Source organism: Hoeflea sp. 108, from assembly GCF_000372965.1.
Lineage (GTDB): Bacteria > Pseudomonadota > Alphaproteobacteria > Rhizobiales > Rhizobiaceae > Aminobacter.
The window spans coordinates 4,344,454-4,367,313 of the sequence record NZ_KB890024.1 but is presented as its reverse complement, the minus strand read 5'-3'; the positions used below and the strand labels follow the sequence as shown (position 1 = coordinate 4,367,313).

General features: G+C 63.9%; 21 protein-coding genes. 16 read left to right on the top strand and 5 right to left on the bottom strand.

Annotated features, from left to right (window positions below; all coding sequences use genetic code 11):
• Positions 1-22 precede the first annotated feature (22 nt).
• The gene (locus B015_RS0121625) at positions 23-1,486 is read right to left on the bottom strand and encodes an HWE histidine kinase domain-containing protein (RefSeq protein WP_018429828.1); all 1,464 of its coding nucleotides are present in this window, start codon (positions 1,484-1,486) and stop codon (positions 23-25) included.
• 458 nt (positions 1,487-1,944) lie between these two features.
• Between B015_RS0121625 and B015_RS0121615 the strand changes: the two genes are divergently transcribed.
• Entirely contained in the window at positions 1,945-2,895 is a 951-nt protein-coding gene (locus B015_RS0121615) for a PRC-barrel domain-containing protein (RefSeq protein ID WP_018429826.1), read from the top strand.
• A gap of 62 nt (positions 2,896-2,957) precedes the next feature.
• On the opposite strand, the gene B015_RS0121610 is transcribed toward B015_RS0121615, so the two are convergent.
• Complete coding sequence (locus B015_RS0121610) at positions 2,958-4,511, bottom strand: alkaline phosphatase family protein (RefSeq protein WP_018429825.1); 1,554 nt, start codon at positions 4,509-4,511, stop codon at positions 2,958-2,960.
• Between the two features lie 230 nt (positions 4,512-4,741).
• Here B015_RS0121610 and B015_RS0121605 point away from each other — a divergent pair, with 230 nt between their 5' ends.
• The 5 genes from B015_RS0121605 (at position 4,742) to B015_RS0121585 (ending at position 8,287) form a co-directional block, all read left to right on the top strand.
• Positions 4,742-5,674: a VOC family protein gene (locus B015_RS0121605; protein ID WP_018429824.1), complete on the top strand. Its 933-nt coding sequence runs from the start codon at positions 4,742-4,744 to the stop codon at positions 5,672-5,674.
• Between the two features lie 9 nt (positions 5,675-5,683).
• Positions 5,684-6,304: an alpha/beta hydrolase gene (locus tag B015_RS0121600; protein WP_018429823.1), complete on the top strand. Its 621-nt coding sequence runs from the start codon at positions 5,684-5,686 to the stop codon at positions 6,302-6,304.
• Complete coding sequence (locus B015_RS0121595; protein ID WP_018429822.1) at positions 6,301-6,600, top strand: GNAT family N-acetyltransferase; 300 nt, start codon at positions 6,301-6,303, stop codon at positions 6,598-6,600. Before B015_RS0121600 ends, B015_RS0121595 begins: the two co-directional genes overlap by 4 nt.
• Before the next feature lie 318 nt (positions 6,601-6,918).
• The gene (locus B015_RS0121590) at positions 6,919-7,329 is read left to right on the top strand and encodes a hypothetical protein (protein WP_018429821.1); all 411 of its coding nucleotides are present in this window, start codon (positions 6,919-6,921) and stop codon (positions 7,327-7,329) included.
• A 184-nt stretch (positions 7,330-7,513) separates the two neighbouring features.
• Positions 7,514-8,287 (top strand): glucose 1-dehydrogenase, encoded by a 774-nt coding sequence (locus tag B015_RS0121585; protein ID WP_018429820.1) that lies wholly within the window; start codon positions 7,514-7,516, stop codon positions 8,285-8,287.
• A gap of 12 nt (positions 8,288-8,299) precedes the next feature.
• Here the strand turns inward: B015_RS0121585 and B015_RS0121580 are convergent, their stop codons facing one another.
• Positions 8,300-10,384: a PAS domain S-box protein gene (locus B015_RS0121580; RefSeq protein ID WP_018429819.1), complete on the bottom strand. Its 2,085-nt coding sequence runs from the start codon at positions 10,382-10,384 to the stop codon at positions 8,300-8,302.
• A gap of 27 nt (positions 10,385-10,411) precedes the next feature.
• A complete protein-coding gene (locus B015_RS0121575) occupies positions 10,412-11,191 on the bottom strand; it encodes a response regulator transcription factor (protein ID WP_198292870.1) in 780 nt (259 codons plus the stop codon).
• A gap of 199 nt (positions 11,192-11,390) precedes the next feature.
• Between B015_RS0121575 and B015_RS0121570 the strand changes: the two genes are divergently transcribed.
• The gene (locus B015_RS0121570; protein ID WP_018429816.1) at positions 11,391-12,107 is read left to right on the top strand and encodes a response regulator transcription factor; all 717 of its coding nucleotides are present in this window, start codon (positions 11,391-11,393) and stop codon (positions 12,105-12,107) included.
• Positions 12,108-12,129: 22 nt separating this feature from the next.
• Here the strand turns inward: B015_RS0121570 and B015_RS33640 are convergent, their stop codons facing one another.
• Complete coding sequence (locus B015_RS33640; protein WP_085941129.1) at positions 12,130-12,282, bottom strand: hypothetical protein; 153 nt, start codon at positions 12,280-12,282, stop codon at positions 12,130-12,132.
• A gap of 747 nt (positions 12,283-13,029) precedes the next feature.
• On the opposite strand from B015_RS33640, the gene B015_RS0121555 reads away from it, so the two are divergent.
• From B015_RS0121555 to B015_RS0121515, 9 genes are all read left to right on the top strand, one after another.
• Positions 13,030-13,491 (top strand): L,D-transpeptidase, encoded by a 462-nt coding sequence (locus B015_RS0121555; protein ID WP_018429813.1) that lies wholly within the window; start codon positions 13,030-13,032, stop codon positions 13,489-13,491.
• A gap of 535 nt (positions 13,492-14,026) precedes the next feature.
• Positions 14,027-15,856: an iron ABC transporter permease gene (locus B015_RS0121550; protein ID WP_018429812.1), complete on the top strand. Its 1,830-nt coding sequence runs from the start codon at positions 14,027-14,029 to the stop codon at positions 15,854-15,856.
• Position 15,857: 1 nt separating this feature from the next.
• Entirely contained in the window at positions 15,858-16,988 is a 1,131-nt protein-coding gene (locus tag B015_RS0121545) for an ABC transporter ATP-binding protein (protein ID WP_018429811.1), read from the top strand.
• 102 nt (positions 16,989-17,090) lie between these two features.
• Positions 17,091-18,221: an ABC transporter substrate-binding protein gene (locus B015_RS0121540; RefSeq protein ID WP_026227569.1), complete on the top strand. Its 1,131-nt coding sequence runs from the start codon at positions 17,091-17,093 to the stop codon at positions 18,219-18,221.
• Between the two features lie 67 nt (positions 18,222-18,288).
• Positions 18,289-19,431, top strand: coding sequence for an ABC transporter substrate-binding protein (locus B015_RS0121535; protein WP_018429809.1), 1,143 nt, complete (start codon positions 18,289-18,291; stop codon positions 19,429-19,431).
• Positions 19,432-19,548: 117 nt separating this feature from the next.
• Complete coding sequence (locus B015_RS0121530) at positions 19,549-20,355, top strand: HAD-IA family hydrolase (RefSeq protein ID WP_018429808.1); 807 nt, start codon at positions 19,549-19,551, stop codon at positions 20,353-20,355.
• Positions 20,352-21,230, top strand: a complete 879-nt coding sequence (locus B015_RS0121525; RefSeq protein ID WP_018429807.1) for an inositol monophosphatase — start codon at positions 20,352-20,354, stop codon at positions 21,228-21,230. The genes B015_RS0121530 and B015_RS0121525 overlap by 4 nt, the downstream gene beginning before the upstream one ends.
• A gap of 189 nt (positions 21,231-21,419) precedes the next feature.
• Positions 21,420-22,196, top strand: coding sequence for an inositol monophosphatase family protein (locus B015_RS0121520; RefSeq protein ID WP_026227568.1), 777 nt, complete (start codon positions 21,420-21,422; stop codon positions 22,194-22,196).
• A 21-nt stretch (positions 22,197-22,217) separates the two neighbouring features.
• Positions 22,218-22,859, top strand: a complete 642-nt coding sequence (locus B015_RS0121515; RefSeq protein WP_018429805.1) for a dual specificity protein phosphatase — start codon at positions 22,218-22,220, stop codon at positions 22,857-22,859.
• Position 22,860: the final 1 nt, after the last annotated feature.

Sequence of the window (22,860 nt, the reverse complement as noted above, 5' to 3'; positions counted from 1 at the left end):
GCGTCTGCTCCAGAGTCTTGTGTCAGTGCCCGGCCGGCTGGCCGAAGGGCATGGAGATGCGGGCGCGGACGCCCTCGGGCAGATATTCGTGCCTGACTTCGCTTGAAATGACCTTGGCCAGGCTGCGGCGGATGAGGATCGAGCCGAAGCCGTGACGGCTTGGCGGGGTGACGACAGGCCCGCCACTTTCGGTCCAGTCGAGCACCAACCGTTTGCCGTCGGCGCCGCCCTGGATGATCCAGGCGACGGAAACCCGACCTGCGGGTACCGACAGGGCCCCGTATTTCAATGCGTTGCTGGCGAGCTCATGCAGGATCAGGGCGAGGCCGAGTGCCTGGTCGGGTGTCAGCAGCGCATCCTGGCCGAGGATGGCGATGCGTGGCGCATCGGCTTCGTCGAAGGGCGTCAGCTCGACGCGGGTGAGTTCGCGGATGCCGATGCCGCGCCATTCATGCTCCGACAGAAGGCCATGGGCCAGACCGAGCGCGCGCAGGCGTTCGCTGAAGGCGTCAAGGAACTCGCGTGGCTCGCGGGCATGGCGCACCGTCTGCGTTGCCAGTGCCTGCACGGTGGCGAGCGTGTTCTTGACGCGGTGGTTGAGTTCGCGCAGCAGGAAGCGCTGACGCTCCTCCGTCGCCCGGCGTTCGGTGATGTCGTAGTTGACGCCGAAGACCAGCGTCGGCTTTCCGCTGGCATCGCGCTCGACAACGCGGCCGCGGGCGGCGAGCCAGCGCGGCGGGTCGATGCCTCTGATACGGTACTCGCCTGAGTAGTCGTCGCTGCCGGCCAGCGCTTCCTGAAACAGCGCGCGCGTCTTGCCGATGTCGCGGCGGTCGATGGCGACGAGCACGTCGCGTGCCCGCATACGGGTTGCCGCCGGCAGGTTGAAGAGTTGCGGCAGCAGCGCGTCGCATTCGATGGAGCCGCTGCGCGGGTTCCACACCCAGCTCGCCAGCGCGGCAGCCTCAAGGGCGATAGCGCGGCGGGTTTCGGCGTGGACGAGCGCCGCCTCGGCACGTGCGCCGGCATGTGAGCGGTCGCGCAGCGCGATCAGGCTGGCTGCGAGCGCTGCCAGTGACGTCAGGTATCCGATCTCGTCCGCGTCGAGGTCCGACCGCGGTTCGGAACTGAAAACGACGAGCTTGCCTACCTGAGTGCCCGACACGAGGATCGGAAGCTCGAAATGAAACGGCAGCCTGGCGGTGTCCGGGGCGGGCGTGTCGGCAACGTTCTCAATCTGCCGGAGCACATCTTGTGCTGTCGTGGCCTCGACACCGAACCGCGACCTGACGGCCAAGCCCTCACCCTCCGCCAAGGCAAGCAGGGCTGCGGGCGAGCGGCTGGCTGCGGCGGCAAGGGCGGTCAGGCGGTCGAAATCTGCGTCGGCCGGCATCTTGAGCTGCGCCGCAGGGGCGTTGGCGGCGTCGCGCGGTTCCACGCGTTCGCTGTCGGCCTTGTGAGCTGCGACGGTCTCGTTGTCCTGCACGGCTACCCCTCAGTCGCAGAAAACTAGCCGCCTATATCCAAGTTGAAAAGCCTTGGCCGGACAAACTGGCACCATGCCGGCAGGCTCACCTTGGCCCCATGACTATCAACGAGGAAACATTGTCATGACCAGGACTTTTCAGCTCGAAACGCCCGCCAGGGCGGCCGAGGACGACATCTGCTGCTGATGCTGATCTCCGGGTTGCTGCTTGCTGCGGCAATCTCTCTGACGGCGACAATGCCGAGTTAAGATATTGTTGTATAATGATGTTTTTCGAAATGCACTGCGCGTCCACCAAGCCGTATCCGGCTTTCATCTGCAAGATCGAAGGTGAAAAAGATCGGAACCCCCGGGGGATCACGACGTTGTGACCCCGTAGGAGCCGCGCCGGACCCATCCCGCGAAGAACCGGTCGAGGCGCGGCATATGCATGAAGAACACGCACGAGGAGAGAGTACATGATCCGCAATCTCTTGGCTACGACGGCCCTCGCCGCCCTGATTTCCACCGGCGCGATGGCGCAGGACACGACCACTCCGGCACCGGCGCCCGCACCAGCGGCACCAATGGAAGCGACGCCGTCGGCTCCTGCTGTCATTCCCCACGCTGACGGCTATCTCGCCACCAACATCATCGGCGAGAAGGTCTATAACGGCTCGGGCAATGACGCCGAGAATATCGGCAGCGTCAACGACATCGTGCTCGCCGCCGACGGTACGGCCGACCAGTTGGTGATTGGTGTCGGCGGTTTCCTCGGCCTTGGCCAGAAGAACGTCGTCCTGCCGTACAAGGAGTTCGACTGGGCCGAGAAGAACGGTGACCGCTGGCTGGTGATGGCGACGACCAAGGAGCAACTGCAGGCGATGCCCGACTTCGATCGCCGCGCATATGATCCGGCCCCGGCGCCGACTGCGGCGACCGAGCCCGCCCCGATGGCCGACCAGACGGCACAGGCGCCGGTGACGCCGGAAGCGAAGCCGCCGGTGACGGCAGAGCAGACGACACCCGCTCCAGTCACCCCTGATGCGACCGCGACCGATCCGACCAAGACGGCGGCGATCGACAAGTCTACGCTGAAGGACTTACCTGCGGCCGACATGCGCGCCGAGGAGATGGTCGGTGCGGCGGTGTATGGCACCGACGATGCCCGCATCGGTAAGATCGGCGACATCCTGCTGACTGCCGATGGCAAGATCGACGCCTATGTCATCGATGTCGGCGGCTTCCTTGGCATGGGCGAGAAGAAGGTGGCCATCGGTAGCGACAACCTCGCCTTCCTCGTCGACACCGAAGGCAACAAGTATCTCTACACCACCTTCACCAAGGACCAGCTCGAGAAGCAGCCGGCCTACGACGCCGGCAGCTGGTCCGAGAAGCGTGATGAGCAGCGCCTGATCATGGTTCAGTAAGACCAGGCGTATCGTGTAGGAAAGCCCGCGCTTCGGCGCGGGCTTTTCGTTTGGAGGTAGGCCTAGGGCAGCCGGGCGAAATGGCCGACGGCGCCGGCCTCGGCCAGTTCCGACAATGCCAACGACTGGTCGAGATGCCGGGCGCGATGGGCTAGCAGCCGCTCGGCGAATTCGAGCCTGACAGGCAGCCATGCCGGATCGTCGGCAAGGTTGTTGGTCTCGCCGGGATCATTGACGAGATCGTAGAGCAGCGGCGGGAGGCCACCGCCGAAATGTATATACTTGACCTTTTCGGTGCGGATGACAGCCAAGTTGAGCGAGCGTGAGTCAAGCCCGAAATGGGCCTCTGTCGTGCCTTCGGCGACCGAGCGGAAGTCGTATTCCCAAAAGGCGGCGTTGCGCCAGATTTCGGGCTCGTGGCTTTCGAGGAATGGCTTGAGCGACTGGCCGTCGAGATGCGGTGCCTTGCCGCCGATGAGGTCGAGCAGGGTTGGCATGATGTCGACCGCGCTGGTGAAGCGGTCGACCGCGGAGCCCGAGGCCAGCGCGTGGCCGGGGGCCTTGATGATCAGCGGGATGTGGTAGCTGCCGTCGAACCAGCCGCCCTTGCCGAGCATAAAGTGGTCGCCCATCATCTCGGCGTGGTCGGACGTGAGGATGACGATGGTGTCCTCCCAGGCGCCATTGTCGCGGATGCCTTGCCAGATGCGGCCGAGCTGGGAATCGACCTCCGAGATCATGCCGTAATAGAGGGCGCGGATCTTGCGAAATTCCTGCTCGCTCCAGTCGCCGACCTTGCCTGTAGCGCCGGGGATGAAGCTCGATTTGTTCTGGTGATGCTCTAGGTGATAGGCGAGGAACGGGTGGCTCGCCTTTTCGGCCTCGAGGCTCGTGGCGCGATCATATGCCGGGCCCTCCGACGGCTCGTACATAGTGTTGAACGGCTCGGGCACGATGAAGGGCGGATGCGGACTGAGGAAGGAGACATGGGCGAACCAGGGCTGGCCTTCGTCCTGCTCGGAAAGCCAACGCAGGAACTCGCCGGCCAGGAAAGCGGTCGGGGTCTCATCCTTTGAATAGACAGGAACCGCGTTGCTGACCTCCGACGCATCGGCATTTGCCGGCTTATGGACATCGGGAAAGCCGGCACTGGAGTCGATGCCGCGCGCGGCGAGCCAGGACAGCCAGGCCTTCTGGTGTTCGGGCAACAGCTGGCGGGTGGTGAAACCGGGCAGCACGCCTTCATAGGTGCGCAGGAACGGGTCGCCTGCAGCGCGGCCGCGCGGGTCGGGCGAGACGTCGGTGTAGCCGAACAGCGTCGGGTCGTAGCCGACACGGCGGGCGGCGCGGGCGATGTTGTCGTGCCTGTCATCCAGCGGCGAGCCATTGCGACAGACGCGATTGTTCATCTGGTAGAGGCCGGTGTAGAGGCAGGCGCGTGCCGGCGAGCAGGGCGCGGTGCCGGCATAGTGGCGCCTGAAGGTGACGCCTTCGCGGGCGAGTGCATCGGCGTGGGGCGTCTTCACCACGGGGTGGCCGACCGTCGACAGGCTGTCGCCGCGCCACTGGTCGCAGGTGATGAGAAGAATGTTCGGTCGTCCGCCCCTGTTTGCCAAGCTCGCCCCCCGCAATTGAAATCGCGGCCAAGGAAGCCGGATTCACGGTGCCGTGCAAGCGTCTTCATGCAGCGATCGGTCATGCCAAAAAGTGTGAACGAATTCGCTTTTATTGTTCGATTTTTGTGAACGGACCATTCTGCGACCGGCCACTATGCCGCAACAATCGATGCGCCCATATTCAGCCCAACAGAGCGGCAAGGGCCGCGGCTAGCGAAAGGAGCGAGACGATGCTCAACCAGATCAAGGGCCTGCACCACGTGACCTCGATGGCCAGGGATGCGGCCGAGAACAACCAGTTCTTCACCCACAAGCTCGGCCTGCGCCGGGTCAAGAAGACGGTCAATTTCGACGCGCCGGACGTTTATCATCTCTATTACGCAGACGAGTTGGGCACGCCGGGTTCCGTCATGACCTACTTCCCGTTCTCCGACATCGGCAAAGGCCGCCCGGGCGTCGGCGAGGTTGGCACAACCGTGTTCTCCGTACCCGAGGGCACGCTGCCCTTCTGGGAGCAGCGCTTCGCCGACCAGGGCGTCACTGGCCTGGCCCGCGATGAGAAATTCGGCGAGAAGCGCCTGAGCTTTGCCGGTCCCGACGGTGACGGTTTCGCACTGGTCGAGGCCGAGGGCGGCAAGCGCACGCCGTGGGTCAAGGGCGGCGTCGCCAACGACGAGGCGATCCGCGGCTTTCACTCGGCCTCGCTGAGGCTGCGCGATGGCGGTGCCACCGAAGAGCTCCTGAAGTTTATGGGCTATGAGGAGGTCGACACCTCGGGCAACGTCAAGCGCCTGGCGGTGAAGGACGGCAACGGTGCCGATTTCATCGATATCGAGACGCTGCCGGGTGCTTCCTTTGCAGGCCTGGGTGCCGGTTCGGTCCATCACATTGCCTTTGCGGTGGAGAACCGGGCCAAGCAGCTCGAGGTGCGCAAGGCGCTGATGGAGACGGGCTACCAGGTGACGCCGGTCATCGACCGTGACTACTTCTGGGCGATCTACTTCCGTACCCCCGGCGGCGTGCTGTTCGAGATCGCGACCAACGAACCCGGCTTCGACCGCGACGAGGACACCGCCCATCTCGGCGAGGCGCTGAAGTTGCCGTCGCAGCATGCGCATCTGCGCGATTATCTTGAAAAGACCCTGCAGCCGCTGGGCGACTGAGGAGGACCGATGAGCAAGGACGCGTACATCCACAAGGTGCTGCCGGGGGAACCCGGGGGACCGCTGGTCTTTGCCTTTCACGGCACCGGCGGCGATGAAAACCAGCTGCTCGGCTTTGCCCGGGAGCTGGTGCCGGGGGCGACTGTCGTGTCGCCCCGCGGCGACGTATCCGAAATGGGGGCGGCGCGTTTCTTCCGCCGCACCGGCGAGGGTGTCTACGACATGGACGATCTCATCAGGGCGACGGTCAAGATGGCCGGCTTCGTCAAGGCGCATGTCAAGGAGGCAAAGCCGTCGGCGGTCCATGCGCTTGGCTACTCCAACGGCGCCAACATCCTGGCCTCGGTGCTGTTTGCGGCACCCGAGCAGTTCGATGCAACGGCGCTGATGCATCCGCTGATCCCGTTCGCACCCGAGATCAATGGCAGCCTTTCGGGGCGGCGGGTGCTGATCACCGCCGGGCGGCGCGACCCGATCTGTCCGCCCGAACTGACGAGCCGGCTCAACGCCTATTTGCGGGACGCCGGCGCCGACGTCAGGCTGGAATGGCACGGGGGTGGCCACGAGGTGCGCCCCAACGAAATCGAAGCCGCGAAGCGGTTCTTCGCAACCAAGGAGCAGGGGCAATGACCGAAGAACTTCCTGTCATCGAGCTTGAGGATCGCGGCACCAAAGGACGCTACGTCATACGCGGTGCCGGCGGGGCGGAGGCCGAGATGACCTATACGACCATCAGCGATCATCTGTTCATCATCGACCATACCGAGGTGCCCGACGCATTCCGTGGCCAGGGGGCAGGATTGCGGCTGGTGACGCGGGCAGTTGAAGACGCACGTGCGGCCGGCAAGAAGATCATCCCGCTCTGCCCCTTTGCCGCGGCGCAGTTCCGTCGCCATCCCGAATGGGCGGATGTGCTGAACGGCTGAACGCCACAGACCAACAGAACCATTCATGCCGAGGCCGATGCAGGTGACTGCATCGGCCTTTCGTTTGGTTCGAATTATTGCGACATGGGCGGCTCTTGTTACCAAAGGGAAGCTTTTGCTCCTCCCGTTTTGCGGCAGGATTTCGACAGAGTTGACTGATTTTGCGTAACTTTGTGACCAATTTGGCAGTCATATTGACTGTTTATGCGGATTATTTGTTGTTTCATGAGTTGACATCGGTCAGCATCATGTCGTTACATGTTTCGGTTAGTTTCATTTCAACAAGGGAATGAATTTTAACGAAAAGGCAAAATTGCCATGATCGGTTCCAGGAAAGTCCAGAAAGTCGACCGCCAGTTCCAGCCGCGCTCGCGCATCTATCGCCGGCCGCGCATCGCCATTCGCCAGCGTGCCAACGAGCACCCGATGGCCATGTTCTCGGTGTTCGTCGTTGCCTCGCTGTCGTCGATGGCACTGGCGCCGACCAGTGGCCCGGCTTTTGCCTCGATGGGGTCGGACCACCGTGTCGTCGATGGAGTGATGACGACCGAGAAGACCGACCGCCTGCCGCTCAAGGAAGCCGACATCGCCTGCCGCGGGCAGGCCTGGGGTGTCGAAAGCGAGGTCTGCCTCGACGCCATTGCCGAAGATTCAGGGATACGTGCGCCACGCAAGGTGCGGCTGATCGCCAGCGCCGGGCCGGTTCACACCACCCCGAACATCTTTTAGACGCCGGTCCGCCCGGTCACCGCGTTCCCTGCCGCGCCCTACATCCTTCCAGCGCGTACCTGCCCCGTGGTCTCGGCCACGGGGCCTTTTTTTGTGCCGAGGCGTCCGGCCGCTAGTCCCTTCCGACGATGCCGCTGTTCCTGATGGCAGGCGACGCTGGTGGCAAAACCGGGAGGAATTCGTCATGGGTCGCGTCGCAGGAAAGATCGCCATCGTCACAGGTGCTGCATCCGGCATGGGCGAGGCGACGGCGCGGCTTCTGGCGCGCCAGGGCGCGGCAGTCGTGGTCAGCGACCTGCAGCGCGAAAAGGGCGAGGCAGTCGCCGCCGGCATCGAGGCCGCCGGCGGACGCAGTCTCTACGTCGCCCATGACGTGACATCGGAGACGGGTTGGAAGGCAATCATCGAACGAACGCATGATGTGTTCGGCGGACTGCACATCCTGGTCAACAATGCGGGTGTCGGCGCACCTTTCGGCTCGGTCGAACAGCTCAGCCTCGATGATTGGCGCAAGGTCATGTCGGTGAACATGGAAGGTGTGTTCCTCGGCACCAAGTTCGGTATCGAGGCGATGCGCAAGACCGGGCAGGGCGGCTCGATCGTCAATTTCTCGTCGACCATGGGCATTGTCGGCAGCCCCTCGACTGCGGCCTATGTGGCGAGCAAGGGCGGGGTGAAGCTGTTCACCAAGTCGGCGGCGCTGCATTGCGCAAAGGAGCGCTACGGCATCCGCGTCAATTCGGTGTGCCCCGGCTGGATCCGCACGCCGATGTCGTCAGGGGCGCTCGACAAGCTGGCGGCAAGCGGCGAGGGCAACAAGGCGATCGAGCTGACACCGCTTGGCCGCGTCGGCGAACCCGACGATGTCGCCTATGGCGTGCTCTATCTCGCTTCCGACGAAGCGAGCTTCGTCACTGGGACAGAGCTGGTCATCGACGGCGGTTACACCGCGCAGTGACGGAAGCCTGTCTCAGAGGTCGGATGCCTGCTCGCTGACGGCACTCAGCGCGCTGCGCACGTCGAAGGTGCTGAACGGCTTTTCGAGGATGTGCGGCTTGAGCATCGGCGGCAGCTGTTCGATCTCGGCCTTGGCGCCGATCAGGTCGCCGGTGACGAGCACGAAGCGCTGGGCCATTTCCGGCCGCTCGCTGACGATCTCGCGGAAGATAGAGATGCCGCTGCGGTCCGGCATGCGCAGGTCGGAGAAGATGATGTCGACGGGCTGGCTGCCGAGCGCGTCGGCGACCGACGTCCACGACCAGACGATGCGCGCCTTGACGCCCATCAGTTCAAGGATGTCGGAGAGCGAGCCGGCGACGTCGGGTTCGTCGTCGATGATGACGGCATGGCGCAGGCCACTCGATTTCGGCGCTGCCTCGGCGACGATGCCATGGCTGCCCTTGATGGGCGGCAGCTCGACGACGAAGCGTGCGCCCTGCGGCGTGACCGGCTCGAACCAGACCTTGCCGTTGTGGCGATCGACGATCGACTTGGAGATCGACAGGCCGATGCCGGTGCCGACGCCGATCGGCTTGGTGGTGAAGTAGGACTCGAAGATCCTGTCGCGGATGCTCTCGGCGATGCCGGGGCCTGAATCTTCGACCGAGAAGCCGGCGCTGCCATCGGCATTGCGGAAGGTACGGACACAGATGCGGCGCTCATCCACGGCGCCGGCGAGTGCATGCTGGCTGTTGACCAGGAAGTTGGCTGCGACCTGGGTCATGTGGTCGGCGTCGGCCAGCACCATGAGCGGGCCTTCGACAAAGTCGGTGTCGATGCTGATGCCGCTGGAGCGGGCGCCGTAGGCGGTGACCTCGAGGGCGGCACGGACGACGTGGTTGAGATCGGTTTCCGACCGCGTCGTCGGATGCAGGCGCACCATGCCGAGGAAGCTCTTGACGATACGGCCGCAGCGTTCGGCGGCGGCGCGCACCTTTTCGGCGCGCATCTTGGTTTGCGCATCGGTGGCAAATTCATGCAGCAGGGTGGACTGGGCGACGACCACGGCGAGCGGGTTGTTGAGCTCGTGCGAGACGCCGGCGAGCAGCGAACCCATCGCCGCCATCTTTTCGTTCTGGTGCAACTTCTCGCGCTGGCGGTTGATCTCTTCTTCGGCGCGGTGCTTTTCCCGGAGGTCACGGATCGAGCCGAAGATCAGCCTGCGGTCGGCGAGCCGCATCTCGTTGGCGGTGAGCTCGATGGGGATGATTTCGCCAGTGGCATTCTGGGTCACGGTCTCCATGCGCTGGCCGACCATCGGTGCGCCGCGGCCGGTCATGTATTCGGCGCCGTTGGCGTATCCCTTGCGGTAATAAGCAGGGATGACGGTGTCGAGCAGGTCCTTGCCGAGCACCTCGTCGCGGGTCCAGCCATACATCTTCTCGGCGGCCGGATTGAACTCGATGATCGAGCCTGTCTCGTCGACGACCATGATGGCATCGAGCGACGACTGCAGCATGGTGCGGCGGATGATTTCGCTGACATGATACTCCGACAGCGAGCGCTCGATGGCGTCGCCGAGGGCGGCGGCGATGATCTCAAGGGCAGCGATGTCGTCGTCGGACCAGTTGCGCTCGACGACGCAGTCATTGACGGCAAGCGTGCCCCAGAGATGGCCGTGGGCCGAGACCGAGACCGACAGGAACGACTTGATGTGCTGCTTGTCGAAATCCTTGCGCAGGAAGCCGGCAAGGTCGCGTGTGTGGCCGATGAAGATCTTGCCTTGGCGGCCCTCCTCGGCGAGGCGCTCGAGCAGTGGGTCGGAATCGACGATTGCCTGGTTGATGGTTGTTGGCGGTGCTGCGACCTTGTCGATCCTCTGGTCGACCCAATAGGCAGAGATGGACTGTGCGAAGCCCTGGCCGGGGACATCGCGCAGCCTGAACAGGATGGTGCGATGGCCGCCGAAGGCACGTCCCAAGCGCTCGAGAATCTGGTCGATATCCTGCTGCCAGTCCTGCGCCTGCCGGAGATGGCGCACGATCTGGCCAGCCGCGACAGTGGGGCTCGGCGTGCCCGACTGCTGGTCGGTGCGTGAGACGGTCAACAAGGCCATAACGGTTTCCGACGAGGGCGCGATGCGTCAGTAGCTTTCGCTGCCGGGCAGGGAGAAGATATAGCCTTCGCCACGCACGGTGCGCAGAAATTTCGGGTTTGCCGGGTCGTCCTCGATCTTCTTCCTCAGCCGCATGATGCGGATGTCGACAGCGCGCGACGATTCCGGGTCTTCGGCAAAGCCGATCGCCTCGGAGATGGTGGTGCGGCTGAGCAGCCGGTTGGGCCGGGTGAGGAAGACCTCGAGCATGTCGAATTCGCTCTTGGCCATGTCAAGGATGGCACCGCCATTGCCGGTGACGAGCCGGCCGTCGAGATCGGCCTGAAAGGCGCCGAAGGCGATGGTGCGGCGTGGCGGCTGGGCTGCGAGCTGCGCCTGCTTGATGCTGTCGGGCTGCGGAACGCGGCGGAGTACGCTGCGCACGCGGGCGAGCAGCTCGCGCAACTCGTAAGGCTTGACCAGGTAGTCGTCGGCGCCGATCTCGAGGCCGACGATACGGTCGAGCGCAGTGCCCGCGGCGGTGGCGTAGATGATGCCTATCGGCATTCGGCCACGCAGCCAGCGGCCGAGCGAAAGGCCGTCCTCGCCCGGCATGGCGATATCAAGTATCGCAAGATGAAATGCTTCGGTTTCGATGAGCGCGCGAAGGGCAGCTGCGCCCTCGACTGCGGTCACATCGAAGCCGTTCGCGCCGAGATACTCGGCGACGGCGTCCCGCAGATCGGGTTCGTCTTCGACAATGACTATCCGGGCTCGCAGTTTGGCCTCGCCTCCGCTACCTGCGGAAAGTAGATTGGGTATAAACATGATGTCCAGCGATCATTTCGGGTGGGCAGTTGCCAATGGCGTCCTGCCTCGTTAGGGGCGATTTGAAGCTTCGGGAGACACGACTGGGAACCCATCCCCGGCCGAGCGCATCCCTGGGCATCTTCTTGCCACGGCAGGCGCCGCGCAGCCCTCGCCGGCAGGCAATGGTCGCGATTTCGCTCGTGCTACGGACAGAGACATGGCTGGAAGATCGATCGTCGCACTCGTCGCCATAGCGGAGGTAATAGCCTCCGACCTTGCCGAGCATCTCGACAGGCGCGGCCACGATGTGCGTGTGGCCAAGCGGCTGTGGGAGGCGGAGTCGCTGCTGTCGGCCAAGGGCATCGACGTGGTGGTGGTCGGCGACGGCCTGACGCCGGCCGAAGGTCGGGATCTGCTGCGCAGGTTCAGCGGCGAGAAAGGCCCGTGCTTCATCCTGATATGCCGCCCCGCCGAACTGGTCGACAAGGTGTTGGCTCTGGAATTGGGCGCCGCCGATGTCGTGGAGAGCCCTCTCAATGTGAGAGAACTCGCCGCGCGCATCGGCGGCCTCCTCGCGCGCCGGGGACGCGGCACGCAAGAATTGGTGGTGCTGGAGAATTCGACGGTCGACCTGCGCTCGGCGCTGGTCATGCACGCCTCGGGCGAGGAAGAGCAGCTGTCGCCCGGCCAGATCGCTCTGCTCAAGCTGTTCCTGTCGCAGCCGCGCAAAGTGCTGACCAGGGACGACATCATGGCCGCGGCGCCTGCCGAGAGCGCCGATGCCTTCGACCGCTCCATCGACTCGCGTATCGTGCGCCTGCGTCGCAAGCTCGATACCGAAAGCATCACCACGATCCGAGGCTCGGGCTACCGTTTCGACCCGCCGACCAAGGCGGCGGGCAAGGAAGCGGGACCCGCTGACAGCCAGACCTGAGTTTGTGCAGGCGGACAAGGCGTCAGCTTGCCGGCACGGGGGTAGCCGGCACTTCCACGCGCATCTCGGCATGCGCGTGGTCCTTGAGGAGGATTGTTGCAACGGCTGCAAACCCCAGCAAACCCTGGGCGTACAGAAGCGCCGAAAGCACCGATGCTGCGAATTGTGTCTTCATGATCGTCGGGCCTGTTCCCGTCTCGGTTTCCAACAAACTGGCACTCCGAGACACCCGCGTCGCCTGACCTGCCATAGGCGACGCGGGTACTCGGACCCGCGGCGACAAGCGCGCGGGGGTTCTGCTCACCGCCGCCCGGCCTGAAGCCGGGCACCCACGCCCATGGACCCGGCGGGTGCGCAGAATTGCGACGAACAAGGTTGTTGCGAGAGATGGATGCCGCCTGGTGCCGAAGCCATGCCCTGCTTCGACAACCAGCGTGCGGCTGAAGCGTCGTCACGGTCGGCCAGCATTCCGATCCCTGTCAGTATCGCCGTGGCGATGCCCACCCGCAGGAACCATCGTGCCGCCAATCGTCTCGCTCCCATCCAGCATTCGCAACGTTCGTTTCGTCGAGAGCGAATGTGCCGGCCGGCTGTATCGGGAAGATGCCGCCGGATGCGGTTTCATGATTCTGAATGTTTCAGTACGGTTTCCTCGACGGTGCGCCGCTTGTGCTTTTGATTCAGCTAGATAAGGCGCGAAGCGGAATGCGGGTACCTGACGCCGACGCTGTCGGAGTGGACTTTGCCGGCGAGGAAAGGCAGCGGCTCTCAATAAAATCTGAAACAGGCCTTTTGAAATGCGAAACACATAAGAAACACAAAAGTTAACGAACCGAAATATTGCCGAAACACGGCTTTGGCAAAAGCCTCCCCATTCCGAAACGTATTTCCGCCGGCGCGGCCGGCTTCGAAGGGGGATGACATGAACACCGAACTGAAGAGAAAGCTTATCAACATCATCGCCGTTGCGGCGGCAGGCACTGCCCTTGTGGTGGCGGCTGGAGAGGGGGCGGCACAGGCTGCCAACAAGATCGTGGCGCGGGTGTCGATCGGCGAGCAGCGCATGCATGTCATCATCGACGGGCGCACGACCTATGTCTGGAAGGTGTCGACCGCCGGACGCGGCTACGTCACGCCGAAGGGTTCGTTCAAGCCGACGCGCATGCACGAGATGTGGTACTCGAAAAAGTACGACAACGCGCCGATGCCGCATTCGGTGTTCTTTAACGGCGGCTATGCCGTGCATGCGACGAACCAGATCAGCCGCCTCGGTCGCCCGGCGTCGCATGGCTGTGTGCGCCTGCACCCCGACAATGCCGCAGACTTCTACGAATTGGTCGAGGCTTTCGGCCCCTCGAACACCAGCATTCAGATCGTCAAGTAGGCTCGCCGGTCATTCGGCTGGAGCTTCAAAGCCCGCCCAGGGTCGGCCGTCGCGCCGTTCCCCGGGCGGGCTTTTTGTTGCCTGAAAGAAGACCGGGAATGGCGAATTGCACGGCAGTGCACAAAATTCCTTGAATCCATGCTGCATCGCCGGTCTGGATTGCGGCGTCGTTGCTAAAAACCATGGATTTCAAGCAAATTAAGATGATTTGCACGGCTGTGCAAAAACTTGAAGAATCCAATTGACACGAACGTGCCGCGGATGGAATGAATATGCCAACAGGCACAGAGATGTGCCGGTCTGCCCGGAGGAGGGCGGGCGTGCCTGAAAACGAGGTGGCCAGGGGACGATGCCCGGCCAGCACGTCGCAGGCGCCCAGTGGAGGAGAATGCATGTTCGTGCCATCGCATGAAGGCCTGGCTGCGCGTCCGACGGACAGCAGCTGCGGCCATGGCTCCGGCCCGGCCGGAGGCCGTGTGCCGCGGAGGGGCGGCTCGTGAGCGGTCGTGTCCAGACATCTGCCAAGGCTGCAGCCATGGGCCAAAGGCCTATCGCAGCCCGGCTCGCCGCACCGACGAAGACCCAGCGCTTGCGCTATCGTTTGAAGGTGGCGCTGCGCGAGCCGACGACGACCATCGGACTGCTGGCCGCTGCGCTGTTTGCCTATCTCATCGTGGTGCCGATCATTTCGATGCTGTCGGACGCGATGCGGGTTCAGTTCGGTGACGAGCGCCGTATCAAGCAGGATGTCGGTGAGCTGACCTGGTACTATGTCGACCGCGTCTTCCTCTCGCGCATCTCGCATGACCTGTTCTGGGAGCCGCTGGTCAACACGCTGAGCGTGGCGGCAGGCGCCATTGCGCTGTCGATGCTTGTCGGCGGCGTGCTCGCCTGGCTGCTCAGCCGCACCGACATGTTCGGTCGCCGCTGGTTCGCCACAGCCCTCATAGTGCCCTACATGCTGCCGGCCTGGACCTTCGCGCTGGCATGGACGACGCTGTTCAAGAACCGCACCGTCGGTGGCCAGCCGGGTTGGATGGAATCGATCGGCTTCACGCCACCCGACTGGCTGTCCTACGGCCAGATGCCTGTGGCCATCATCCTGGCGCTGCATTATTCGCCCTTCGTCATACTGCTCTTCGGCAACGCGCTGCGCCGCTTCGACTCGCAGCTCGAGGACTCGGCTCGCATTCTGGGGGCGAGCAGGCTGACGGTGGCCAGCAAGATCATCATGCCGCTGATGCGCCCGTCGCTGATGTCGGCGATGGTGCTGATCTTCGCCAAGTGCCTCGGCGAGTTCGGCGTGCCTTATGTGCTCGGCCTGCCGGTCAATTTCGATGTGCTGGCGACCTCGCTCTACCAGAACATCTCGTCGCGCCAGGTTGGCGTGGGTGCGGTGCTGGCCGGCGCGATCATGCTGATCGGCATCATCACCATCACCATCGACGCCCGGCTGATGCGGGAAGCGCGCCGCTTCGTCACCATCGGCTCCAAGGGTTCGATGAACCGGCTGAACCCGCTCGGCATCCTCAGGCTGCCGGCAACCGGGTTTGCGGCGCTGATGTTCGTGCTCAGCGTCGGCGTGCCGATCGGTACCCTGTTCCTGTCGACGGTGATGCGGGTGCCCGGCCAGTTCAACCTCGACAATTTCACGCTCGACTACTGGATCGGCACCAACCTCAATACGGTTGCGTTGCAGACCGGCATCCTGCTGAGCCCCGACCTGTGGAACGCGGCCTGGAACAGCCTGCGCATCGTCGGCGTCGCCTCCATTACCTCTGGTATCCTCGGCCTGTTGGTCGGTTATGTCGTGGCGCGTACCCCGGTGAAGCCGCTCGGCACCTTCCTGCGCCAGGTGACGTTCCTGCCCTACCTGGTTCCGGGCATCGCCTTTGCGGCCGCATATCTCTCGCTGTTTGCCGTGCCGCGCGGACCGATCCCTGCTCTCTATGGCACGACGCTCATCCTGATGCTGGCGCTGATCGCCGACCAGATGCCCTATGCCTCGCGCGCCGGCATCGCCGCCATGACGCAGCTCGGCAAGGAGCCGGAGGAGGCAGCCCAGATCGCCGGCGCCGGCTGGTTCCGGCGCATGATCTCCATCGTCATCCCGATCCAGAAAGGGTCGCTGACGACTGGCATCCTGCTGCCCTTCATCTCGGGCATCAAGGGCCTCAGCCTGTTCGTGGTGCTGGCGGTTCCGTCGACCGATGTGCTGACCACCTATTCGCTCCGGCTCGTCGACTACCACTACACGCAGGCCGCCAACGCCGTCGTGCTCATCATTGCCGGCCTCGCCTATTTCGGCGCGCTGCTCGGCCAGAAGCTGACCAAGACCAATCTCGCCCAAGGACTGGGGAACTGACATGCCGAAGATCAATCTGAGCGGCGTCGAGAAAAACTACGGGGGCAACGGCGCCAATGCGGTTGCCGATCTCGACCTCGAAATCGGCGACGGCGAATTCATGTGCCTGCTGGGACCATCCGGCTGCGGCAAGACCACGACACTGCGCATGATCGCCGGGCTGGAGCACCTGACGGCGGGAGAAATCCGCGTCGGCCCGCGCGTCGTCGACTCGGTCGTCGAGGGCGTGTTCGTGCCGCCGGAGCGGCGCGAAATGGGGCTGGTGTTCCAGAGCTACGCGCTGTGGCCGCACCTGACCATCGAGCGCAACACCGATTTTGGCCTGCGCCTGCGCAAGATGCCCAAGGCCGAGCGCGAGGCGCGTGTCGACCAGGTGATGAAGACGCTCGGCATCGAGAAATATCGCGACCGCTATCCCTCGCAATTGTCGGGCGGGCAGCAGCAGCGCGTGGCGCTGGCCCGCATGCTGGCGGTCAACCCGGAAGTGCTGTTGCTCGACGAACCGCTGTCGAACCTCGACGCTGCACTCAGGCTCGAGATGCGCGCCGAGCTCAAGCGCCTGCATGCCGAATTCAAGACGACGATCGTGTTCGTCACCCACGACCAGTGGGAGGCAATGACGCTTGCCACCACCATCGCCGTCATGAGCGAGGGCCAGCTGCAGCAGGTCGGTACGCCCAACGATATCTACGACCGGCCGGCCAACCGCTTCGTGGCGCAGTTCGTCGGCAATCCGCCGATCAACATCGCTGAACTCGGCAATGGCAGGTCGGAGGTGTCGCGGCTTGCCAATGCCTATCTCGGCTCGCGCTTTGCCGAACTGCGCGATGCCGGCTCCATTGGCATCCGGCCGGAAGCCATTCGCCTCGCCGACGCCGAGCGTGGCGTGGCCGAGGGGGCGCTTTCTGGCCAGGCGGAGGTGACAGGCATCCTGCCCACCGGCGGCAGCTGGATCATCGAGCTGACGGCATCAGGCGAGAAGCTGTTCATGACCACGCACCAGTCGCCGGAGATCGAGGTGGGCGAGGCGGTGACTTGGTGGACCAAGCCCAAGGCGCTGCACGTCTTCGACAAGGCCGGCAACCGCATGGAGGCAGCCGACCGGCTGACGCGGCCGGCGAAGGTGCACTGAAGAGATTCCGCGGGCGGTGGAGGACCGCCCGCCGGGAGTGAAGCAGGACTATCGGGAAACGAGACGGCCGGCATGGAGCTGGCCCAACAGAGGGAGGAAAAGATGAGCAGACATTTCGATCTGAAACGGCTCCTGGCTGCGACGGCACTCGGCGTCGTTGCCGGCCTGTTTGCCGGCGCGGCACAGGCCCAGGAAAAATTCGACCTCAACGCGCTGATCGAGGCGGCAAAGAAGGAGCCGCCAATCAACGTCTATTCGAGCACCGGCAAGATCGTGAAGCAGGCCGAGGCCTTCACAAAGAAGTATGGCGTGCAGGCGACCGGCACCAAGGCCAATGCCGCAGCCCAGCTGGAAATGGTGATCCGCGAAGGTCAGGCCAAGAACGTGCAGGGCGACGTCATCCAGATCAGCGACGTGCCGGCCGGCGTGGCGCAGTTGGTGCCGCAGGGCTTCGTCGAGAGCTGGCTGCCGCCAGATCTCGCCGACAAGATCCCGGCGCAGTACCAGAATCCGCTGACCGTCTCCAACGAGGCCAATGTCTTTGCCTACAACACCCAGCTCAACGAAAGCTGCCCGGTCAAGAACATCTGGGAGCTGACGGAGGCCAAGTGGAAAGGCAAGCTCGCCATGCAGGACCCGCTCAACAAGGCGTCCTATGTCGACTGGTTCAACCAGATGGCGACCAATGCCGACGACAAGGTGGCCGCGGCCTATAAAGAACAATATGGCAAGGATCTGGTGACCGACGAGGCAGGCGCAACCGCCGCTTGGGTAAAGGCGCTGGCCGCCAACGGCCCGCTGCTCACCGATGCCGACGAGGCCGCCGCACAGGCGGTTGGCGCGCCCGACCAGCAGGAGCAGTTCATCGGCCTGATCAGCTCGGCCAAGTTCCGCAACAACCAGGATGTCGGCTCCAAGCTTGGCCTGTGCACGGACCTCAAACCCTTCGCCGGCTGGATGTATCCGAGCCTCGGCTTCATCGCCAAGGGCACCGACAGCCCGAACGCCTCCAAGCTGTTCATCCACTATCTGATGACCGAGGAAGGCATCGCCCCGCAGGCGGCCGACGGCAAGATGTCGACCAACAGCGACGCCAAGCTGCCCGACGACGAGCCCTCGGGCATCGGCAAGGCGCTGGACCAGATCTTCCCCTACGACTCGGCGTCGGCCCAGAGCGATTGGGACGCGCGCCAGGATTGGCAGGACCTCTGGCGCATCAACTACAAGAAATAACGCTTGCGATTGCCGCGCCCGGCACTGACGCCGGGCGCGTTTCAGCCGGATTTTTGGGGAGGAAACGATGAAACCGGCACTTGGAACGAGCAGGAAGCTTGCACTGGCGACGACGGCGCTGGCCGGGATGACGGCAGTGGTCGTGATGGCATCCGCACCGGCAAGGGCGGAAGCCTTCGACATCAACGCGCTGGTCGAGGCGGCGAAGAAGGAAGCGCCGATCAATATCTACGACAGCACCGGCAAGATCGTCGAAATGGCCGAGAATTTCACCGCCAAATACGGGGTGAAGGCAACCGGCATCAAGGTGTCGGCGAGCGCTCAGCTTGAGATGATCGTGCGCGAGGGGCAGGCCAAGAACGTCAAGGGCGATGTGGTGCTGATTACCGATGCGCCGGCGGGACTGGCGCAGCTTTTGCCGCAGAAATTCGTCGAGAGTTACCTGCCGCCGGACATGGCCGACAAGATCCCGGCAAAGTTCCAGAACCCGCTGGCGATTACCACCAATGCCGCCGTCTGGGCTTACAACACCGAGGCCTACGATGCCTGCCCGGTGAAGAACATCTGGGAGCTGACTGATCCCAAGTGGAAGGGCAAGGTCGCCTTCTACGATCCGCTGTCGAAGGGCACCTATCCCGACTGGTTCAACCAGACCGAGACGCATGACGATGACAAGATGAAGGCTGCCTACAAGGCGCATTTCGGCAAGGACATCGAGGTCGGCGAAGACAGCGCAACGGCCGCCTGGGTCAAGGGTTTTGCTGGCAATTCCCCCCTTTTGGCGGATGCCGACGATGCGATATCGGAGGCCGTCGGCGCGCCCGGCCAGAAGGAGCCGTTCTTTGGGCTGATGAGCTCGGCCAAGTTCCGCGACAATGCCGACAAGGGCTTCAAGCTCGGCCTTTGCGAAGGGCTCGATCCTTGGCCGGGCTGGACCTATGTCAAGCTCGGCTTGATCGCGACAGGCACCAAGAGCCCGAACGCGGCCAAGCTGTTCATCCACTACATCCTGACATCGGAAGGCATCGCGCCGCAGGTGAAGGATGGCAAGCTGCCGACCAACCCCGACATCGGTCTGCCTGCCGACGAGCCCTCTGGTATCGGCAAGGTGCTCGACAAGCTGCAGCAATACGACGCCTCGACGGCGTTGGAAGATTGGGACGCACGCCAGGATTGGCAGGACCTCTGGCGCGTCTCCTACAAGAAATAGTTTCCCGGTGGGCTAGGGACGGAGCCCTTCTCCTTCGGCTCCGTCCCGCTTTTTTCCACTGGTCTCGCTTTTTCCGCTGGCCCGCTTTTTCCGCTGGAATGAAATGGAGAACTGACGATGTCGACAAGTTCGGGCCGAAAGCTCGCCGCACCCAAGGCGCTGCTGCTCGATTTCGGCGGCGTGATCGTGTCGACGACGCATATGCCTGATTGGCGAGAGCTGCTGGCTGCGCATGTGCGCGGCCTGCTCGACCAGGCCGGCGTGAAAGCGCCGGTGCTTTCGGTCGAGCAGATCACCGCCGATATCAAGGCGGGCGGCATCGCCGACTCGCACTGGAAGGATGCTATGTCGCGGCCGTTTTCGCCGCGCGAACTCAGGCATGAGGAATTCTGGGGCGACTTCGTTGCCGGCGACTGGCCGAAGCAGGCGCGGGAGGTTGTCGTGGCCGAGGCCTACGATCTCTGCCGCAAGATGGGCAACTGGAAAAGCGAACGCGTGTTGCGCACCGGCATGCTCGAACTGCTCGATGCGGCGGATGGCGCTGGCGTTCCGGTGGGCATCGTCAGCAACGCGTTGTGCGGTCAGGTGCACATCGATTTCCTCGACGCCCATGGGCTGACGGGCCGATTTGCTGTGGCGATCCACAGCGACGAGGTAAGGGTGCGCAAGCCGAACCCGGAGATGATCTGGCTGGCGGCGCGGGCGCTCGGCGTCGAAGCGGGCGAGGCCTGGTATGTCGGCGACAATTTCGACCGCGACGTGCTGTGCGGTGTTCGTGCCGGGGTCGGCGGCAACATCCTGATGGAGGCCAAGGGCACTTACGATCTGCCCTACGATCTTAAGCTCAAGCCCGATGCCATAGTGGCCGACCCGGTCGGGCTGCTCGGTCTGTTCACCGAGGCGACGCGAGGGATCGCCGCATGACGAGCCTCGAGAAAGCAAAGCGCCTGCGCGACGTGGCCGAACGTGCGGCGAAGCTGATGTGCGAGCCTCTGCTGGCTGCATTCCGCTCCAACATGGCCGTTGATTACAAGGTCGACCTGCATGACGTCGTGACCAAACACGACAAGGATGCGGAAATGGCGATCCGCGCCTTCATCCTGCGCGAAGTGCCGGACTCGGTCGTGGTCGGCGAGGAGGGTGGGGTGAGCGGCGAGGGGCGGGTGAAATGGTATGTCGATCCGATCGACGGAACTTCCAACTTCGCCCGCGGTTTTGCCTTCTGGTGCGTGTCGGTGGGTGTGGCGATCGATGGCGAGGTCGTCGCCGGCGCCGTTTATGACCCGGTCACGGGAAGCCTGTTTTCGGCCGACCTGACCGGAGCCTGGTTGAACGGGGTGCCCTTGCGCTCGCGCGCCATATCGGACGAGCGGCATGCGACGTTGATTACCGGCTACCCGGTGGCGCGCGACTTCAGGCTCGACGGGCATGAACAGACGCTCGCCAATTTCGGTGAGCTGGTCGAGACATTCTCGACGCTGCGGCGACCGGGCAGCGGGGCGCTCAGCCTTTGCCATGTCGCGGCGGGCTGGGTCGACGCCTCCGCTGGCTTCGGCTCCAATCCCTGGGATGTCGCCGCGGCGGTTCTCATCCTCAAGCAGGCTGGCGGCAGCTATCACCCGTTGACGCTGGGCAAGGTCGACGCCGACGTGCCCGACTTCATGTGCCCCGGCTATGTCGCGCTGGGGGAAGGCGCCGACTATCCGACATTGATGCGCATCGCCCGCGGAATCTCCGAAGGTCGCGAGGCGGCGAGCGCAAGAAGGCCGAAGCTTTCGGCTGCGGGAGGTGCCGCATGACCATGCGTGGAACGGCTGTGCAACAGCTGTCACATTGCTGCGCTATGGTTCCTGCTGCACTGATAAAACATTATCGATCTTATGGCGTTGACGAATTTGCACACCTGTGCAATCTGACCTCGGAAATTACCAATGAGCATTGACATGACCGTTCACGCAGTCGCCCCGCAGCCGGAAGCCGAAGCCGAGATGGACCGGCGTGCCGCCTTCTGCCGCGAGATCGCCAGGTCCGCAGGGGCCGTGGCGCTCGACGGCTACAGGAACAGGACGCCGGGCTTCGGCATGAAGGGACCGCAGGACTTCCTGACGGAAACCGATGCGGCAGTGGAGCGGCACCTCAAGGCACGCATCGCCGAGGCGTTTCCCGGGGACGGGTTCCTCGGCGAGGAGACGGGCGGGGCGATCAAGCCGGATACGTGGGTGGTCGACCCGATCGATGGCACTGCCAATTTTGCCCGCGACATCCCGCACTTCTGCATCGCCATCGCTTTCGTCAGCAACGGCGAAATGGAGATCGGCGCGATCTACAATCCTGTTCTCGATGAACTCTATTTCGCCCGGCGTGGCCATGGGGCGACGCGCAACGGCAAGCCGATTGCCGTTGCCGGAACCGGTGATTTCGATGCTGCCTGCGTCGAATTCGGCTGGTCGAACCGCAAGTCGAATGCGCGCTATATGGAGGTGCTCTCCAACATCCTCGAGCAGGGCGCCAATGTGCGTCGTGGCGCATCCGGCGCGCTGGGCCTTGCCTATGTCGCCGACGGCCGCTCGGACGCCTATGCGGAACTGCACATGCATCCGTGGGATTGCCTGGCTGGGTTGCTGCTGGTCAAGGAAGCGGGCGGCGTCGTCGCACCGTTTCTCGCCGTCGGCGGCCTGACAAAGGGTGGAGCGGTGCTGGCGGCGGCGCCCGGCGTGGCGCTTGGCATGAGTGCGGCGACCGGCATAGCGCTCGAAACGCGCTGACTGAAGAACGGGGACAGGGACATGGATACAGGCAGCCCACGCTACGAGCGGCCGGCGCTCAGCTTGATCGAGCGCGACATCGCCGGCTACGGCATCGACATCTATGTCGGCGGCATGGACGGCGCCGGCGATCTTGCGCTGCTCAAGGACAAGAACATCACCACAGTGGTGAATTGCGCGGTCAATCTCGACTTCAACTATGCGACCGAGCCGTTCGGCGAGGGTGAGGGAGCTGATGCCATCTACGGCGTCGGCGCGGTGCGTTACTACAAGCTTGGACTGATCGACGGGCACGGCAATCCCGAGACCATGATGCTGTCGGGTTTCTACCTGCTGCGCGGCGCGCTGAGCCAGGTGCTGCCTGACAAGGCCACATACAAGCGGCGCGAGAAGGGCAATGTGCTGGTCAACTGCCGAGGCGGCCGCAGCCGTTCGGTGTCGCTGGTGGCGCTGTTCCTCCATGTCGAGATGCCGGACAAGTTTCCGACGCTCGACGCAGCACTCGACCACGTGCGCACCCAGCGTGAGCTGCGTCGCGACGAGTGGCACGAGGCGCCGAAGCCGATGCTGGTCGAGGCGGCGCGCAAGGCAGCGCAGTGGATCGCCATGATCGACAAGGGATTGCCGCCGGCGCCGGTGTCGGCGCTTGCCGCCAACAACTGAC

Coding starts and splice junctions, on each gene's coding strand:
- B015_RS0121615 (WP_018429826.1), top strand. CDS start 1,945: ATGATCCGCAATCTCTTGGCTACGACGGCCCTCGCCGCCCTGATTTCC.
- B015_RS0121605 (WP_018429824.1), top strand. CDS start 4,742: ATGCTCAACCAGATCAAGGGCCTGCACCACGTGACCTCGATGGCCAGG.
- B015_RS0121600 (WP_018429823.1), top strand. CDS start 5,684: ATGAGCAAGGACGCGTACATCCACAAGGTGCTGCCGGGGGAACCCGGG.
- B015_RS0121595 (WP_018429822.1), top strand. CDS start 6,301: ATGACCGAAGAACTTCCTGTCATCGAGCTTGAGGATCGCGGCACCAAA.
- B015_RS0121590 (WP_018429821.1), top strand. CDS start 6,919: ATGATCGGTTCCAGGAAAGTCCAGAAAGTCGACCGCCAGTTCCAGCCG.
- B015_RS0121585 (WP_018429820.1), top strand. CDS start 7,514: ATGGGTCGCGTCGCAGGAAAGATCGCCATCGTCACAGGTGCTGCATCC.
- B015_RS0121580 (WP_018429819.1), bottom strand. CDS start 10,384: ATGGCCTTGTTGACCGTCTCACGCACCGACCAGCAGTCGGGCACGCCG.
- B015_RS0121575 (WP_198292870.1), bottom strand. CDS start 11,191: ATGTTTATACCCAATCTACTTTCCGCAGGTAGCGGAGGCGAGGCCAAA.
- B015_RS0121570 (WP_018429816.1), top strand. CDS start 11,391: ATGGCTGGAAGATCGATCGTCGCACTCGTCGCCATAGCGGAGGTAATA.
- B015_RS33640 (WP_085941129.1), bottom strand. CDS start 12,282: ATGAAGACACAATTCGCAGCATCGGTGCTTTCGGCGCTTCTGTACGCC.
- B015_RS0121555 (WP_018429813.1), top strand. CDS start 13,030: ATGAACACCGAACTGAAGAGAAAGCTTATCAACATCATCGCCGTTGCG.
- B015_RS0121550 (WP_018429812.1), top strand. CDS start 14,027: ATGGGCCAAAGGCCTATCGCAGCCCGGCTCGCCGCACCGACGAAGACC.
- B015_RS0121545 (WP_018429811.1), top strand. CDS start 15,858: ATGCCGAAGATCAATCTGAGCGGCGTCGAGAAAAACTACGGGGGCAAC.
- B015_RS0121540 (WP_026227569.1), top strand. CDS start 17,091: ATGAGCAGACATTTCGATCTGAAACGGCTCCTGGCTGCGACGGCACTC.
- B015_RS0121535 (WP_018429809.1), top strand. CDS start 18,289: ATGAAACCGGCACTTGGAACGAGCAGGAAGCTTGCACTGGCGACGACG.
- B015_RS0121530 (WP_018429808.1), top strand. CDS start 19,549: ATGTCGACAAGTTCGGGCCGAAAGCTCGCCGCACCCAAGGCGCTGCTG.
- B015_RS0121525 (WP_018429807.1), top strand. CDS start 20,352: ATGACGAGCCTCGAGAAAGCAAAGCGCCTGCGCGACGTGGCCGAACGT.
- B015_RS0121520 (WP_026227568.1), top strand. CDS start 21,420: ATGGACCGGCGTGCCGCCTTCTGCCGCGAGATCGCCAGGTCCGCAGGG.
- B015_RS0121515 (WP_018429805.1), top strand. CDS start 22,218: ATGGATACAGGCAGCCCACGCTACGAGCGGCCGGCGCTCAGCTTGATC.